General features: G+C 70.7%; 16 protein-coding genes and 1 pseudogene. 8 read left to right on the forward strand and 9 right to left on the reverse strand.

The window, feature by feature from the left end:
• From VED21_RS24765 to VED21_RS24775, 3 genes and pseudogenes are all read right to left on the reverse strand, one after another.
• Positions 1-216, reverse strand: a pseudogene (locus VED21_RS24765) (hypothetical protein); the annotation flags it as partial.
• A 138-nt stretch (positions 217-354) separates the two neighbouring features.
• On the reverse strand, positions 355-1,512 hold the full coding sequence (locus VED21_RS24770; protein ID WP_324887056.1) for a PLP-dependent aspartate aminotransferase family protein: 1,158 nt from the start codon (positions 1,510-1,512) through the stop codon (positions 355-357).
• A 227-nt stretch (positions 1,513-1,739) separates the two neighbouring features.
• A complete protein-coding gene (locus VED21_RS24775; protein WP_324887058.1) occupies positions 1,740-3,119 on the reverse strand; it encodes a trypsin-like serine protease in 1,380 nt (459 codons plus the stop codon).
• Positions 3,120-3,342: 223 nt separating this feature from the next.
• Between VED21_RS24775 and VED21_RS24780 the strand changes: the two genes are divergently transcribed.
• The 8 genes from VED21_RS24780 to VED21_RS24815 all read left to right on the forward strand — a co-directional run bounded on the left by VED21_RS24780 (position 3,343) and on the right by VED21_RS24815 (position 9,320).
• Positions 3,343-3,684, forward strand: coding sequence for a hypothetical protein (locus VED21_RS24780; protein ID WP_324887060.1), 342 nt, complete (start codon positions 3,343-3,345; stop codon positions 3,682-3,684).
• 108 nt (positions 3,685-3,792) lie between these two features.
• Positions 3,793-4,629, forward strand: a complete 837-nt coding sequence (locus tag VED21_RS24785; protein WP_324887062.1) for a hypothetical protein — start codon at positions 3,793-3,795, stop codon at positions 4,627-4,629.
• Positions 4,630-4,934: 305 nt separating this feature from the next.
• Positions 4,935-5,255, forward strand: coding sequence for a HypC/HybG/HupF family hydrogenase formation chaperone (locus VED21_RS24790; RefSeq protein ID WP_324887064.1), 321 nt, complete (start codon positions 4,935-4,937; stop codon positions 5,253-5,255).
• Between the two features lie 4 nt (positions 5,256-5,259).
• Positions 5,260-5,601: a hydrogenase maturation nickel metallochaperone HypA gene (gene hypA, locus VED21_RS24795; RefSeq protein WP_324887065.1), complete on the forward strand. Its 342-nt coding sequence runs from the start codon at positions 5,260-5,262 to the stop codon at positions 5,599-5,601.
• On the forward strand, positions 5,601-6,563 hold the full coding sequence (hypB, locus tag VED21_RS24800; RefSeq protein WP_324887068.1) for a hydrogenase nickel incorporation protein HypB: 963 nt from the start codon (positions 5,601-5,603) through the stop codon (positions 6,561-6,563). Before hypA ends, hypB begins: the two co-directional genes overlap by 1 nt.
• A 4-nt stretch (positions 6,564-6,567) precedes the next feature.
• Positions 6,568-8,076: a sigma-54 dependent transcriptional regulator gene (locus VED21_RS24805; protein WP_324887070.1), complete on the forward strand. Its 1,509-nt coding sequence runs from the start codon at positions 6,568-6,570 to the stop codon at positions 8,074-8,076.
• Positions 8,077-8,132: 56 nt separating this feature from the next.
• Positions 8,133-8,681, forward strand: a complete 549-nt coding sequence (locus VED21_RS24810) for a HupE/UreJ family protein (RefSeq protein ID WP_324887071.1) — start codon at positions 8,133-8,135, stop codon at positions 8,679-8,681.
• A 30-nt stretch (positions 8,682-8,711) separates the two neighbouring features.
• A complete protein-coding gene (locus VED21_RS24815) occupies positions 8,712-9,320 on the forward strand; it encodes a response regulator transcription factor (protein ID WP_324887073.1) in 609 nt (202 codons plus the stop codon).
• A gap of 100 nt (positions 9,321-9,420) precedes the next feature.
• Here VED21_RS24815 and VED21_RS24820 read toward each other — a convergent pair whose 3' ends face one another.
• The 6 genes from VED21_RS24820 to VED21_RS24845 all read right to left on the reverse strand — a co-directional run.
• On the reverse strand, positions 9,421-10,089 hold the full coding sequence (locus VED21_RS24820) for a hypothetical protein (protein ID WP_324887075.1): 669 nt from the start codon (positions 10,087-10,089) through the stop codon (positions 9,421-9,423).
• Positions 10,090-10,342: 253 nt separating this feature from the next.
• Positions 10,343-11,806 carry a nickel-dependent hydrogenase large subunit gene (locus VED21_RS24825; protein WP_324887077.1) on the reverse strand — a complete coding sequence of 488 codons (1,464 nt, stop codon included), beginning with the start codon at positions 11,804-11,806 and terminating at the stop codon, positions 10,343-10,345.
• Positions 11,803-12,825 carry a HupU protein gene (locus tag VED21_RS24830; RefSeq protein ID WP_324887079.1) on the reverse strand — a complete coding sequence of 341 codons (1,023 nt, stop codon included), beginning with the start codon at positions 12,823-12,825 and terminating at the stop codon, positions 11,803-11,805. Before VED21_RS24830 ends, VED21_RS24825 begins: the two co-directional genes overlap by 4 nt.
• 4 nt (positions 12,826-12,829) lie before the next feature.
• A complete protein-coding gene (locus VED21_RS24835; RefSeq protein WP_324887081.1) occupies positions 12,830-14,158 on the reverse strand; it encodes a sensor histidine kinase in 1,329 nt (442 codons plus the stop codon).
• 138 nt (positions 14,159-14,296) lie between these two features.
• Complete coding sequence (locus VED21_RS24840) at positions 14,297-15,484, reverse strand: sensor histidine kinase (protein WP_324887083.1); 1,188 nt, start codon at positions 15,482-15,484, stop codon at positions 14,297-14,299.
• 242 nt (positions 15,485-15,726) lie between these two features.
• Positions 15,727-16,208: metal-dependent hydrolase (locus tag VED21_RS24845; protein WP_324887085.1), on the reverse strand; the 482-nt coding region annotated here is incomplete at its 5' end.

Consider the following 16,208-nt stretch of genomic DNA (forward strand, 5'->3'; position numbering starts at 1 on the left):
GGCGACGTTGCCGATGCCGGCCGCGGTGTTGTTGATCGACGCGGTGTTCGAGCCGCCGAACAGGCCGCCGCCGCCGAACTGCTTGGTCATCGCCTGCTGGACGGCGACGTTGCCGATGCCGGCGGCGGTGTTGTTGGCGGAAACGACGTTCTGCGCCAGGGCGGGGGCGGACAGGCACAGGACGGCGGCGGCGGCGAGCAGGGTGTGGCGGATCATGGTGGCGGTTCCTTTCGGGTCTGGGTGGGGCCGGATCCGTGTCGGTCCGGCGCGTTGTCGATGACCAGACCCTACCCGCTCCCCGCAACCGCCGCTGTGAGCCGCGCCACAAACCGCCTCACGTCATCCGGGCAACGCTCATCCAGCCAGGGCCGCCGCCAGATCGTCGTACAGGTCGTCGGGCGCCTCCAGCCCCACCGACAGGCGCAGCAGGTCGCCCGGCACGGGGGACGTCGGCCCCTCGACGCTGGCGCGGTGCTCGATCAGGCTTTCGACACCGCCCAGCGAGGTGGCGCGGCGCCACACCCGCACGTTGGCGGCGGTGGCGACGGCGGCCTCCGTGCCGGCGCGCACGCGGATGGACAGCATGCCGCCGAAGCCGTCCCGCATCTGCCGCGCCGCCACCGCGTGGCCGGCAAAGCCGGGGAGGCCGGGGTACAGCACCTCCGCGACGTTCGGGTGGGCGGCCAGCCGCTCGGCCAGCGTCTGGGCCGAGGCGCTCTGCCAGCGCACGCGGGCGAACAGGGTGCGCAGGCCGCGCTGGAGCAGCCACGCCTCGAACGGGCCGATGATGCCGCCGACCTGCGTCTGCACCGCCTTGATGCGCCCCCACGCCTCGTCCTTGCGCGCGGTGGTCAGCGTGCCGGCGATGACGTCGGAATGGCCGTTCAGGTATTTGGAGGCGGAGTGCATGACGACGTCCGCGCCCAGGTCCAGCGGCCGGGTGTGCACCGGCGTGGCGACGGTGGAATCGACCGCCAGCCGGGCTCCCGCGGCGTGCGCGATCTGCGCCGCGGCGGCGATGTCGGTGACGGTCCACAGCGGGTTGGCCGGCGTCTCCACCCACACCAGCCTCGTCTCGCCCGGCCGCACGGCGGCGCGCAGCGCGTCCAGGTCCGACGTGTCCACCCCCTGCACCCGCACGCCCCAGCGGGTGGCGAAGCCGTGCAGCCAGTTGCGCAGCGCCCAGTACATCACGGTGGGCACCACCACGTGGTCGCCGGGATCCAGCGCCTGGAACACCGCCGTGGCCGCCGCCATGCCCGACGCGAACAGCAGCGTGTCCGCCCCGCCCTCCAGCGCGCTGAGCGTCTGCGCGGCGGCGTCGAAGGTGGGGTTGTCGGCGCGGGCGTAGACCCGGCCACGGCTGTAGGCGTTGTCGGGATCGCGGATGTAGGTGGTGGCCGGGTGGATGGGCGGGATGACGGCCCCCGTCGCCGCGTCCTCGTGGCCCAGCGCGCCGGCCGCGACGGTTTCCGGGCGGAGGTGCGCGTGCGGGTGCGGGCTGTCGGTCATGGCGGCGCTCCTGTGCTTCGGGGGGCGCCAGAGTGCCGGATCGGGCGGGACCGCGCCACTGTCCGGTTCAGCGGGCCAAAAGACGGGTATTTTTAGACACGGATGAACACGGATTTCGCACGGATGAACACGGATAGTCATTCCATTCGTGTTCATCCGCGGCCGGCCCCGCCGGCATCCGTGTTCATCCGTGTCTCAAATCCCTTTTCCGGCCGCAGCACCCCGGTTCAGCGCAGGACGCGCAGACGGCGGAGCGGCAGGGTCTCGTCCTCTTCCTCCTCGTCGTCGTAGTGGACGGTGCAGCCCTTGGCGCCGCCGCGCGTGATCTTGGCCGGGTACCAGACGCCGTCCGTTTCGGCCACCACCTCCAGCCCCGGCTGGCAGGCGGAGAGGGGGGAGCCCGGCCCCTCGGCGTTCCACGGCAGCATGCGGCTGGCGGCCACCACCTCGTCCTCGTCGGCGCCGTAGCCGTCGAAGCGGACGAGGCAGGCCCCCGGCGCCTTGCCCGCACCGCGCACCGTCGCCGGGTACCACGCCTCGTCCGAGAAGGCGAACAGCCGCTCGCGCGGCCGGCACCCGCCCACGTCGCCGGGCAGCGCGGCGGGAGACGGCATGGCCACCGCCGGCTGGATGGGCGCCTGGGCCGGCGCGGGGGCGGGTGCGGCGGCCACCAGGGTGGCGGCGTCGCCGTCGCCGACGAACCGGGCGCCGGGGAAGACCGAGCTGATCCACGGCCGCACCCCCGACACGCGCACGAACCACGAGTTGTCGCCGTACTGCGCCTCCCCGTCGCCCGAGGTGTTGATGCCGACGACGACCCAGCCGCCACCCAGCGGCATCCAGGCCGAACCGCCGCTGTCGCCGGAACCGAGCAGCCCGGCCAGACGCGACACCGGCCGGCGCGGGCCGCCCAGCGGGTTCTCGACACCGCCGTCCTCGCGCGGCAGGAACACGGTCAGATAGTTGCCGGGATCCTCCACCTTGGCCGACATGCGGCGCAGCGGCACCGCCTCCTCCACCAGGCCCTGGGCGGCGGCCTTATCGGTGCCGCTGTTGAAGCGCTCGTTCTCGCCGACCGAGCCGATGCCGCGCGTGCCGAAGCCCATGAAGGTGATGGTCCGGCCCTTTTCGGCGGATCCGGAATACAGCGCGGGCGGCGGGCCGGCGTCGGTGACCGGGCGGGCGAGGCGGAGGATGGCGACGTCGACGCCGGTGTAGTCGCCCTCCGGCTTGTAGCCCGGGTGCTTCCAGGCGCGCACGCCGCGCAGGATGGTGCCGCCGTCGGTGCGGACCACCACCTCGCGGGCCGCCGTGTCGTCCATGACGTGCGCCGAGGTCAGGACGTAGCCGTAGGAGTCGTCGTTGCCGATCCAGGTGCCGCTGCCGCTGCCCCAGGTTTCACCGTCGTCGTAGGACAGCGACACCAGGGAACGGAACTGCGGCTCGTGCGCCAGCCGTATGTGCGCGCCGAAGCCGGCCGTCTCGCGCCCGCGCCCGCCGCCTTCCTCGCGCCACGTGCTGTCCAGGATGACGACGCCGGGCGCCGCCTGTGGCATGAGCAGCCCGACCGCCATCAGCAGCCATACCCAACGCGCCCGTTTGCCCATGCCCCGGCTTTCCGCTCCGTTTGCCGCCCATGCGGAGGGCGGCGTCACCCGGCAGTGTACCATTCTTCATTAAGAAAGCGTTGAGTGGCGGCGCGTGTTTTGTGTTTCAAAGCAGTAATTATTTTCCCATTTCCTGTAAACGGAGGCGGTGCTAAATAATACGTAATCGTTCTTTTGCGTGGGGATTTGTGTGCGAAAGAACGCAACCATTGGGGGCTTCCGTATGCGAAAGCTGTTCCTGGCGCTTGCCGTTGCGGGCGCGGCCGTCGTTGGCGCCGTTCCGGCCATGGCCGGCGATACGTACAAGTTCAACCTGCACAACAAGTCGTCGCAGTACGTGATCAACGGCTTCCGCACCTACGAGAACGGGAAGTGGAGCAACAACTGGATCAACTTCACCCTGAAGCCGGGTGAGACCGCCGAGATGGACTGGGGCAGCGACGACGGTACCTGCGTGGTGCCTTTCCGTGTCAGCTGGGTCGGCTACGAGGCCGAGAAGTTCTCGGTCGACTGGTGCAAGGTCCACAACATCTACATGAAGGACGAAGGCTTTACCTGGGACTGACGCCCGGTCTTCTTGCCGAAGTCAAGCGTGGGGCGGGGCCTTTGGCGGGCTTCCGCCTTTCGTCCGTGGGGTCCCCTTGCATAGGGCGTTGTGGAAAGCCGTAAGACCATGAATCGTGTGCGCACCCTTCTGCTGACGGGGCTGCTGGCCCTGATCACCGCCGCCTGCGGCCCGTCGATCGAGACGCGCTACAGCTACCGCCCGCCGTCCTCCAGCTCGGGCATGGCCTGCGTCCAGCAGTGCGAGCAGAGCCGGATGTACTGCCAGTCGTCCCAGCAGGTGGCCTACCAGAGCTGCAAGGCCGACGCCATGCGCCGCGCGGAGATCGAATACCGCGCCTACCTGCGCACGCTGAAGCGCGGCGAGAAGCCCAGCCGGTCGATCTCCTCCTTCGACAACTCCTACCAGTGCGGCAGCCGCGAGTACGAGTGCAAGAGCGTCTACAACGACTGCTACGCCGGGTGCGGCGGGCAGGTGACGGCGCAGCGCATCTGCGTGTCCGGCTGCGACCAGCTGAAGCCGCCGGCCCCGCCGTACACGCCGGTCGGCCCGGCGCTGGTCAACGGCGTGCCGGTCACCGCCGCCCGCGCCCCCGCCAACACCCCGCGCGCGCCGTCCGTCGCGGCCGGGTCGGGGATGGTGGAGGTGCAGTCGCTGGCCTCGCGCTACCGCGTCCGCGGCACCAACCCCGACGGCAGCGCCTATCGGGGCACCGTGGCGCTGACGCGCGAGGGCAACCGCTACCGCATCGTCTGGTCCATCGACGGCGAGACGTTCCGCGGCACCGGCACGCTGTCGGGCAACCGGCTGGTGGTCGAGTCCAAGTCGGACGGCGAGGTGACGCGCGGCGAGTTGGTCGTCGGCGCCGACGGCACGCTGTCCGGCCCGTGGATGGTGGACGACGACCCCGAGGAAGCCGGCACCGAGGAGTGGACGCCGTCGTAAGCGGCACGGCCTGCAATCCTCAAAAAAGCCCGGCGCGGTCCCCGACGGACCGCGCCGGGCTTTTTTGTTTGCGGCCTTGGCGATGCTGGAAACTTGCTTGCCGGATGGCCGCAAATTTGGCTGATTGGTTGCCATCGTTGCCGGCGGACGTCACCCGCCTGTCATAAAACCTGTGTCTTCCCAAGGGCTTGGCGTTCCACTTGGTTTGGCACGCAAATTGATATTGAAGGGCCTGATAGTGATAAGGCGGTGCGGCGGCAGACCGCAGGGCAACGAACGGCGCGGCGCGCCACCGGGAGGATCGGATGTGCATCGGCATCCCCATGCTGGTCGAACGGGTGGACGGCTTCACCGCCGCGTGCAGCGCCGACGGCGAGGTCCACACGGTCGACATGGCGCTGGTGCAGGACGCCGCCCCCGGCGACTGGGTCCTGGTCTTCCTGGGCGCGGCGCGCCACAAGCTGGACGCCGAGGAAGCCCGCCTGATCCGCGAGGCGCTGGTGGCGCTGAGCGCCGCCATGGACGGGCGCCTGGACGAATCCGCCTTCGCCGACCTGATCGGGCGCGAGCCGGAACTGCCCGCGCATCTGCAAGAGGCACGCGCCGCCGGCCGGATGGAGGCGTGAGCGCATGCACGAGATGTCCCTGTGCGAAAGCCTGCTGACGGCGATGGAGGAGGCGGCGCAAACCAACGGCTTCGCCAAGGTCCGCCGCGTGCGGCTGGAGATCGGCCGCTTCGCCGGGGTGGAGGTGCAGGCGCTGCGCTTCGGCTTCGACGTGGTGATGCGCGGCTCGCTGGCCGAGGGGGCGGAGCTGGTGGTGATCGACCGCCCCGGAACGGCGTGGTGCTTCGACTGCGATGAGACGGTGGAGATCGCCGAGCGTCACGCCCCCTGCCCGCGCTGCGGCGGGGCGCGGATGCAGGCGAACGGCGGCACCGAGATGACGATCAAGGACCTGGAGGTCGAGTGATGTGCGTGGTGTGCGGCTGCTCCGGCGCGACGGTGGACGGTGAAGGGCATCACCACGGCCACGATCATGACCACTCCCACGAGCATGGTCATGACCACTCCCATGACCATGGGCACGATCATGATCATGGGCATGATCATGGCCATCACCACGGCCACCACCACGACTACGGCGCCGGGCCGGCGCGGGCGCACGCGCCGGGGCTGTCGCAGACGCGCATGGTCGCCATCGAGCAGGGCATCCTCGCCAAGAACGACGCCTACGCCGCCGAGAACCGCCGTGGCTTCCAGCGGCGCGGCGTCTTCACGCTGAACCTGCTGTCCAGCCCCGGCGCCGGCAAGACGACGCTGCTGGTCGCCACGCTGCAGCGGCTGGCCGGCTGGATGCCGGCGGCGGTGATCGAGGGGGACCAGCAGACCTCGCTGGACGCCGACCGCATCCGTGCGACGGGTGCGCCGGCCGTGCAGATCAACACCGGCAAGGGCTGCCACCTGGACGCCCACATGATCGGACACGCCGTGGAAACCCTGGCGGTGCCGGAGCGCGGGCTGCTGTTCATTGAGAACGTCGGCAACCTCGTCTGCCCCGCCGCCTTCGATCTGGGGGAGGCGAAGCGCGTCGTCCTGCTGTCGGTGACGGAGGGGGAGGACAAGCCGGTGAAGTACCCGGACATGTTCGCCTCCGCCGACCTCGTCCTGGTCAACAAGGTGGACGCCGCCCCCTTCCTGGGCGTCGACCTGGACGCGCTGCGCGTCGCCGTCGCCCGCGTCAACCCGAAGGCCGCCGTCCTGAACGTCTCCGCCCGCACCGGCGAGGGGATGGAGGACTGGCTGGCCTGGCTGATGGACGAACGCAACGGCTGGCTGGCCGGCCTCGCCACCGAGGCGCGCGCCTACGCCGACGGGCTGAGCGCCGCCATGGCCGCCCCGGCCCCGGCCGGGGCCCCGGCGCCTGGAGCGTAACGCCATGGCTCCCGCCGCCCGCCCCGCCATCCTGGTCGTCGACGACGAGCCGCTGTCCGTGCAGGTGATCGCCCGCCTGCTGGACGAGGAGTTCGACGTCCACACCGCGCTGTCCGCCGAGGAAGGGCTGCGCATCCTGGAGAACGAGTGGATCCAGGTGGTCTTCTCCGACCAGCGCATGCCGGAGATGAGCGGCGTGGAGTTCCTGTCCCGCGTGCGGGAGCGCTGGCCGGACATCATCCGCATCGTCATCACCGGCTACACCGAACCCGACGACATCATCCGCGCCGTCAACGACGCCGGCATCCACCAGTTCATCACCAAGCCCTGGCACCCCGACCATCTGCTGCTGACCGCGCGCAACGGCTGCCGCCTGTTCCAGCTGCAGCGCGACTACGACCGGCTGTCCATGGAGCTGAAGCTGACCGGCCCGGTGGCCGAGAAGCGCCTGGACGCCCAGCGCGAGCGCGTGCGCCGGCAGTACCATTTCGACGGCCTGATCCGCGGCGAGGACAGCCCGGTGGACGCCGTGTGCACCGTCGCCTCCCAGGTCGCCGCCTACAACGTGCCGGTGCTGGTGCTGGGCGAGACGGGCACGGGCAAGGAACTGCTGGCGCGCGCCATCCATTACGGCAGCCCGCGCGGCGACCGCCCCTTCTTCGCCGAGAACTGCGGCGCCATCCCCGACCAGCTTCTGGAATCGGAGCTGTTCGGCCACCGCAAGGGCGCCTTCACCGGCGCGCACGCCCACCGCGTGGGCCTGCTGGAGCAGGCGGACGGCGGCACCGTGTTCCTGGACGAGATCGGCGACATCTCCCCCGCCTTCCAGGTGAAGCTGCTGCGCTTCCTTCAGGAGGGCGAGATCCGGCCGGTGGGCTCCAACGAGGCGCGGACGGTGGACGTGCGCGTCATCGCCGCCACCCACCGCGACCTCGTGGCCGACGTGCGCGCCGGCCGCTTCCGCGAGGATCTGTACTACCGCCTGTGCACCTTCAGCCTGACCATGCCGCCGCTGCGCGACCGGCGCGGCGACGTGCGCGTGCTGGCCCAGCACATCCTGGAACGGCTGTCCGCCGCCCACCGCAAGCCCGCCACCGGCTTCACCGAGGAGGCGCTGGCCTGCCTGGAGGCGCACGACTGGCCCGGCAACGTGCGCGAGCTGCAGAACGAGGTCACCCGCATGCTGATCCTGGCGCCGGGCGAGCGGCTGGGGGCCGAGCTGCTGTCGCCGCACGTGCTGCGCGGCGCCGCCGCGGCCAAGGCCGCACCGGCCGCACCGGCCGGTGCGGCCGGTGCGGCGGCGTCGGCCATCGACGTGGAGGCGCTGGCGCTGGGCGGGCCGCTGAAGGCGCGCATCGAACGGCTGGAGGCCAGCATCCTCCTGGAAACCCTGGTCCGCTGCCGCTGGAACAAGAGCCGCGCGGCGGACGAGCTGGGCCTGTCCCGCATGGGGCTGCGCGCCAAGCTCGACCGCTACGGCATCGCCCGCGACCACCTGCAGCGCCGGCACTGAGCCGCCAACCGAGCCATCAACGAAGCCACACGCATCCATCCTGGGGAGACACCGCCATGACGCCCACCCGCCGCACCGCCTTCGCCGCCCTCGCCCTCAGCCTGCTGGCCACGCCGGCGCTGGCCCACACCGGCCACGCCGACGGGGCCGGGCTGGCGTTCGGCTTCCTGCACCCGGTCACCGGGCTCGACCACCTGCTGGCCATGGTCATGGTCGGCCTGTACGCCGCGCTGATCGGCGGGCGGGCGCTGGTCACCGTGCCGCTGGCCTTCGTCGCCATGATGGCCGGCGGTGCCGCGCTGGGCGTGGCCGGCGCGCCGGTTCCCATGGTGGAGCCGATGATCGCCGCGTCGGTCGTCGTGCTGGGCCTGCTGTGCGTCCTGCCGTGGGGCCGTTCGGCCGGCGTGGGCGTGGCGCTGGCCGGCTGGTTCGCGCTGTTCCACGGCTATGCGCACGGTGCTGAGATGCCGGTGGACGCCTCCGGTCTGGCCTACGGCGCCGGGTTCCTGGCGGCGACGGCGCTGCTGCACGCCGCCGGCCTGACCTTCGGCCTGCTGGCCCGCCGCCTCGTGGCGCGCCGGCCGCTGCCGGTCCGCGCGGACTGACGCGTTCCATTTTACCGGTCGAGGTGAGCGATGATCGACGTGGTGGCCGCCGACAAGAGCCCGCTGGTGACGCGGGCCCTGGTGAGGCTGTTCGAGGAGGACGAGCGGTTCAACCTGCTCGCCACCGCGACGGACGGCGAACGCTTCCTGGAGGCGTGCGGGCGCTTTCCCTTCCGGGTCGGCGTCATCGGCTGGGACATGCCCTTCGTCAACGGCCGCGGTGTGCTGGAGCGCCTGAAGGGGCGCCCCGGCGCGCCGCGGATCGTGGTCTACACGGGCATCGACGCCGGGACGGTGGTGCGCTCGGCCATGGCGCTGGGGGCGGCGGGGTTCTGCAGCAAGTCCGAACCGCCGGAGCGGCTGCTGGACGTCTGCGCATCGGTGGCGGCGGGGCGCATGGCTTTCCCCTTCATCGACGTGCACTCCTTGAACGACAACCCGCTGGACACGCTGACCGCGCGCGAGCGCGTGCTGCTGGACACGCTGGCCAGCGGCCGCACCAACGCGCAGCTGGCGCGGGAGCTGGGCATCTCCGTCCACACGGTGAAGTTCCACCTGAAGAACCTGTACGACAAGCTGGGCATCGGCACCCGCGCGCAGGCGGTGGCGATGACGCTGTCGGGGGGACGGGCGCCGTAACGGTATGTCCGTCGGGTTTGCGCCTGCGGCTTAACCCAACCTACGTGAAACGTTTCCGTAGGTTGGGTTGAGCGTCAGCGAAAACCCAACGCAAGTCTTGTCAGCGGCGGCCGGACAGGTTGACCACCACGTCCGGCGCCTTGTTGGCCGGCGGGCGGACGTTGGACATCGCCACTTCCTTCGGCGGCTTGTTCTCGTCCTGGTTCACGAAGTAGTGGACGTAGAGCGGCGTGACGGCCTGCCCCAGCGTGCAGAAGGTGCCGAACACCACGCCGGCGAGGCCGATGGCGAGCACCGCCGGGCTGGCCGGGGCGACGATGCCGCCGGCGATCACGTTGATCAGGTTCTCGGCGTTCGCCGCCATGGCGATGCCGGTGCCGACGGTGCCGCCGATCAGGCAGCCCCAGCCCGAGCGGACGTCGTCCGGCAGGTTGTCCGCCGCCGGCAGCATCGGCGTGGCCATCATCTGGCTGGTCTGGTGATCGGGCATCGGCCGGGCCGAGGCGTCGGGCGCCGTGGCGACGCGGATGACCTGCAGATCGGAGGGCAGGGCGAAGGAGCGGCCGGACAGCACCACGTCGGTCAGCCGGGCGTTCGTCGGCGCGGGGGCCGCTTCCTGCACGGCGGGGGCCTGAACGGCGTGTTGGCCGCGCCAAGCCCACAGCTCGATGGGCTCAACCGCCAGTTGGCGATCCGCGGCTGCAGCGCCCTGCGCCACACTCATCATGGCCGCCGTCACCAGCAGTGCCGCACCCCACTTCGCCCGCATGGCTAATCCCCCAAGCCTACCCCGAAAGCGCCATCTATCTCGCCCGTGCAATCAGGCGTCGTCAAGCCAAATGCTGCGCATGCGAGGCGTTCCGGTGAAATTGATACAGCCCGCGCCGAGTCATTCCCCCGCCCGGAACAGGGAAAAACCCTTCATGCGTGTGTATCCGCAACAACGGCAAAGGTTAAGTCGGTGAACAGTGCCGTTTCTGTAGGCGACTTGCCGGACTATGACTCGTGCCTCAGGCGGTTCCTCAATGAACCGTACACACCATGCAAGGATCGAAGGAGCGCACGACGTGCTGGACGGCGACGGGGGAGGGGTCGCCGGGCGGCACCGCGACGCCCTCCAGCGCCTTTTCCAGCGGCCCAGGCCGGCCGGCGGCGTCGCGGGGGGAGAAGTTCCAGGTGGTCGGCGCGATGATCTGGTAGCCGGCGATCCGCCCCTTCTCCAGGCGCAGCCAGTGGCCCAAGGCACCGCGCGCGGCCTCCGTCAGGCCGGCGGTCTCGGCCGTGTCGGGCCAGTCGCCCTGCACGCACCAGGGGGCTTGCGCGTCGAGCGCGCGGACCCAGCCCTCCATGGCGCAGACGGTGCGGGCCAGTTCGATCAGGCGGGCGACGACGCGGCTGAACACGCTACCGCCGTCCCGGGCCACCAGGGCGCGGACCAGCGGCTGGCCGTCCACCATCTGGCGGGCGATGGCGCCGGTCTCGTACGGCTCGCCGTCCAGGCGGGGCGCCTTGCACCAGGTGTAGCCGGTCTCGTCGTCGGCGTCCGGCACGGTGGTGCCGGCGAAGGGGTGGTGCGGCCGGTCGCGGCCAACCATGCGGCTGAAGGTGTGGTGCTCGGCAATGGCGCCCAGGTCGAGCGCGCCCTCCGCGCCGTCCGCCACGGTGCCGCGCCGGTAGAGGTGCCCGCCCTCCCCCGGGTAGGCGCCGTAGCTGAGGAAGCGGCCGTAGGCGCGGCCCAGGCTGGCAAGCTCCAGGTCCGCGGCGATCTCCAGGAACAGGCGGAAGTCGCCGTCCGGGCCGGCGGTGCGCCAGCGATCCAGCTCCTCCACGTCCGCCAGTTCGGCCACGCGCTCCAGCCGGGCGCCGTACAGGCTGTCCTCCAGGAAGCGGCGCACGCCGCCGAGGATGGCGGACAGGCGGACCTTGTCGCGGGCGTCCGCCGCGCGCGTCACGCCGCCGGGCTGGAGGGTCAGCGTGTGCGGCCACTTGCCGGCCAGCAGGCCCAGCACGTGCAGCAGCCCGGCCCGCGCCTCCACCGCGCGGCGCACGGCCGTGCCCTGCGCCGCCTTGAAGCGCGCCTCCGCCCGGCCGTGCCAGGGGCGGCCGGCGTAGGCGGCGCGGGCGAAGTCGGGCATGAAGAACAGGTGGAAGTGGGTCAGGTGGTCGGCCACGTTCTCCGTCGCCACGATCAGGTTGGTGGACAGGAGGCCGTTGCGCGGCGGCGTGATGCCCTGCGCCGCCGCCAGCGCCAGGGCGGCGGCGTGCGACTGGCTGACGGAGCAGATGCCGCAGATGCGCGGCGCCACCACCAGCGCGTCCAGCGGCTCCCGCCCCTCCAGGATGCGTTCGAAGCCGCGGAACAGCGGGGAATTGACGTAGGCGGCGGCGATGCGGCCGCCGTCCACGTCCAGGCGGACTTCCAGGTCGCCCTCGACCCGGTTGAAGGGGCCGACGATCAGGCGCGTCGGCGTCTTGGCATCGGTCATCGCTCGGTGTGGCCCTTGCCGGTGCGGCGGATGGTGGGCGCCACGACGATGCGGTCGGAGGACGCGTTGCGCCGCACCCGCTCCGGCGTCGCCGCCTTGGCGAGCGAGGCCAGGGCCACGAACCACGCCTTCGGCATGTCGGTGGGCAGGCCGATGGGGATGCCGGCGAACTTCGGCGTGTCCAGGAAGCCGTGGCCGGGCTCCTCGAACTCCGGGGCGGTGCAGTTGATGCAGGCGTAGCCACCGCGGGTGCACGACCCCTCGCCGTTCCACAGGCGGGTGTTGCAGTCGGCGTGCGCCTGCGTGCCGAGGCAGCCCAGGTGCTCCATCAGGCAGCCGAGGTCGGACATCTTCTCGGCACTCGCCTTGTACTCGTAATACTCGTTGCGCGGGCAGCCGTGGTGGACGAGGTGGTCGGCGTAGAAGCGCGGGCGTTGGAAGGCGTCCAGATCGTCGGCCGCGATGGCGTCCTCGGCCAGCAGCATCAGCGTCTCGGTCACCCAGTTGGGGTGCGTGGGGCAGCCGGCCACGTTGATGACGGGCAGGCCGGAGCGCGCGACGAAGCCGCCGCCCAGCGCGCCGCCGCGCTGGCGTCCCTCGTACTGCAGGCCGCAGGCGTCGGTGATGTTGGCGCCGGCCGCGGTGATGCCGCCATAGGCGGCGCAGGTGCCGACCGCCACCACGTGGCGCGCCGCGGCGGCGAGGTCGCGCACCCAGTCCACGGTGGGGCGCCCGGTGCCGGCCAGCACGTGGAAGCGCCCGGTGCCGTTGGGGCCGCGCAGCAGCGATCCCTCCACGCACAGCACGTCCAGCGGCTGGCGGCCGGACAGCACGGTGTCGAAGATGCCCACCGCCTCCGCCCCCGTCTCCTCCGACAGGGACGGGTGCCAGAGCAGGCGGATGCCGGCGCCCTCGAACGTGGAGAGCAGGTCCGGCGATTCCGCGCACAGCATCGACATGGTGCAGCCGCCGCAGCCGCCCGACTGCACCCACAGCACCGTCATTTCACGCTTTTCCATACCCTTATCCCAGTGCCGCCGGCAGGCGCAGCGTGAACACCGCACCACCGTCCGGGTGGTTGGCGGCCTCCAGAACGCCGCCGTGGTCCTTGACGATCTGGTAGCTGATGGACAGCCCCAGGCCGGTGCCCTTGCCGACCGGCTTTGTGGTGAAGAAGGGGTCGAAGACGCGCGACAGGATCTCCGGCGCGATGCCGGGGCCGGTGTCGCGCAGCGTCACCACCGTCCATTGCCCCTGCACGGCGCCGGCCACGTCCAGGCGCTTGCGCGGGCTGTCGGCCACGGCATCCACGGCGTTCTGCACCAGGTTCATGGCCACCTGGTGCAGGTGGCCGGGGTGGCCGCGCGCCTCCAGCCGTTCCGGCAGGTCGAAGGTCACGTCCAGGCCCGGCATCTGCGCCTTCGCCACCCAGGTGACGGCGGAGCGCAGGAGTGCCGTCATGTCGAACAGCTCCAGCGCCTGCTTCTGTTCGGAGGAGAAGCGGCGCAGCTCGGTCACGATGTCGCGCACGCGCTCGGCCCCCTCCAGGATGCCGTTCAGAGTGTCGCCCAGGTCGGCACGCACGCGGTCGATGCGCAGCTCGGCGCGCAGGCCCCCCACCTCCGCCGCCGGGCGGCCGGCGTGCATGGCGTCGAGGTACGTCGTCAGCCGCTCCCCATAGCGGCGCAACGCGTGGGCGTTGCCGTAGACGAAGGAGATGGGGTTGTTCAGCTCGTGCGCCACGCCGGCCACGAGGCGGCCCAGCGAGGCCATCTTCTCCGACTGCACCAGCTGCTGCTGGGTCTGCATCAGCCCCTCGTGCGCGGCGGCGAGGTCGCGGTAGGCGCGGCGCAGCTCGCCGATGGGGCGGCCGACCAGCACCATGCCGATGGCGTGGCCGCGCGGGTCGTAGCGGATGGCGCTGTTCACCGACACCGGGAAGGGGCCGGCGTCGCCCTGGAACGACAGCTCGCTGTCCGACAGGCACTCGCGCCGCAATGCTGCGGCGCGCAACTCGTCGAAGGCCGGGCGGGAGGAGTCCTCGATGAAGTCGCGCAGGTTGCGGCCGGTCAGCGTCTTTTCCGTGCGGCCCAGCGCGCGCTCGGCGGCGCGGTTGACCTGCTCGATCCGGCCCTCGCGGTCGCAGGCGATGAGCACGTCGGTCATGGAGGCCATGACGCTGGCGATGAAGGCCTGCGCCTCCTCCAGTTCGGCGTTCTTGCGCTCCAGCTCGACCTGCTGGGAGACGAGGTCGGCGTAGGTCTCGTCCATCTTGCGGATGACGTCGATCCAGGCGCTCTCCACGTCCGCCGTCATCGTCGCGTTGCCGATCAGGTCCTGTGACGCCTTCACTGCCCGCATCCCACCGTCCGCGCCCCCAACGGTGGTTTACCATGAAAGCCATAGCCGGCGCGAGCGCGGCGGCGATTGGATGACGGGGGCAATGTAACCGGATGCAACACGATGAAACACTTTTGGCAGGTGTTTCATTCAGGGCGGGACGGACACCGTCACGGACGTGCCCTTGTCGGACGTGATGACCGCCCCGCCGCCGATCTGTTCGGCCAGCGACTGCACCAGCGTGAGGCCGAGCGAGCCGGTGCGCCGCCCGGCGGGAAGCCCGACCCCGTTGTCACTGATGCTCATGCGCAGGAGATTGCGCGAGGTGTGGCGGAACGTGACCTCGATGCGGCCGGACAGGCCGTTCGGGAAGGCGTATTTCAAGGCATTGATCACGGCTTCGTTGGCGATCAGCGCCAGCGGAACCGCCTGGTCGGGCTTGAGGAACGCCTCGTCGGCATCGACCTCCAGCTGCACCCGCGAGCCGTGCGTGGTGTCGTAGGAGGCCACCAGGTCGCGGCACAGCATCCCCAGGTACCCGCCGAACTCGATCTCCTGGAGGCCCTGGGTCCGGTAGAGCCGTTCGTGGATCTCGGCCATGCGGTCCAGGCGCTCCACGGTGCTGCGCAGCGCGTCCCGCACCGTGTCGCCGTCGTGGACGCCCTCCTGGATGCGAAGCAGCGAGGAGGCCATTTGCAAGGTGTTCTTGACGCGGTGGTTCACCTCCCGCATCAGGTCGTCCTTCTCGCGCAGCAGCGTGTCCTTGTCCTGAAGCGTGCTGCGCAGCACCCGCTCCACCTCCGTGCGCCGCGTGGCCTCCTCCGTAAGCTTCTGATTGATGCTGTCCAGCCGTTCGGTGCGCGCCGCGACGCGCCGGTCGAGTTCCTCGTTGAGGCGCCGCAGCTCGTCTTCCACCGCCTTGCGCTCGGTGATGTCGAGGAAGGACACGAAGTGATGGATGATCCGGCCGTCCTCGAAGATGGGGCTGGCGTGTTGGAGCACCCACAGGTGCTTCCCGTCCTTTCGGTACAACTGCACCTCGCGGATGATGGCTTCCCCGGCGCGCAGCGCGACGTCGATGTCGCGCGCCACCTCCGGAGCGGTGTCGGGGCCGGACAGGAAGTGGTAGCTCTTGGCGAGCACCTCCTCGCGCGCGTAGCCGCTCATCTTGATGAAGGCGGCATTGACGTAGACGATGGGGGCGTCGGGGAGGGCCGGATCCGCGATCAGCATGGGCATCAGCGTCTTCTCGACCGCCACCACGAAGGGGCCGCCGCGCGCCTCTTCTTTTTCCATTTTCTGTTCGGCTTGTTCCTGGTCGCGGGAATTGCTCGGCACGCGACGCTCCTGCCCTGGCAGTCTGTCCACGGATGGATGTAGGCGCGCCGCCTCAACTTCCCAGGGCAAGGCCGCGGAACCGGATTTGGCGTGCCGGGGTTCCCCGATGCCGTCATGCCCTTCGCCGGAGCAAATCCGGGGAAGGGCATGACGACTTCCAAAGAAAATGGAAGGAACATTGCCGTATTATTTTTAATGATCTGTGTTTATCCGTGTTCATCTGTGGCAAAAATACCCCGCATCTATCCCCGCACGAACCAAGCGGCGTTCGCCTCCAGCCAGCGGCGGGGGGCTTCGGGGTCGCCTTGGTGGTGCGGGGTGAAGCCGGGGCGCAGGTAGGCCAGCCACGCCGGCAGCGTGCGGTGCACCAGCCCGCCGCGGCCGAACAGGAAGCGCAGGCCCTGCCCCCAGGTGGCCGCCCGGAACAGATGGCCGCTGCGGTGCAGGTTGCTGAGGACCTGGATCGTGGTGTCGACGGCGAACAGCAGCGTGACGTAGAGGAACCAGCCGACGCGCCCGGCGTAGCCGCCGCCCGCCGCGCGGTGGACGTCGAAGGCGATGGCGCGGTGCTCGCACTCCTCCACCGCGTGCCACAGCCAGAGTGCGCGCATGGGTTCGGAGGCACCCTCCAGCCAGTCGGGATAGCGCAGCACCACGTCGCCGAAGGTGGCGGTGAAGTGCTCGTACGCCATGGTGACGGCCAGCTTGTGGCGCACGCCCAGGC

This window comes from Azospirillum sp. (assembly GCF_035627195.1).
GTDB lineage: Bacteria > Pseudomonadota > Alphaproteobacteria > Azospirillales > Azospirillaceae > Azospirillum.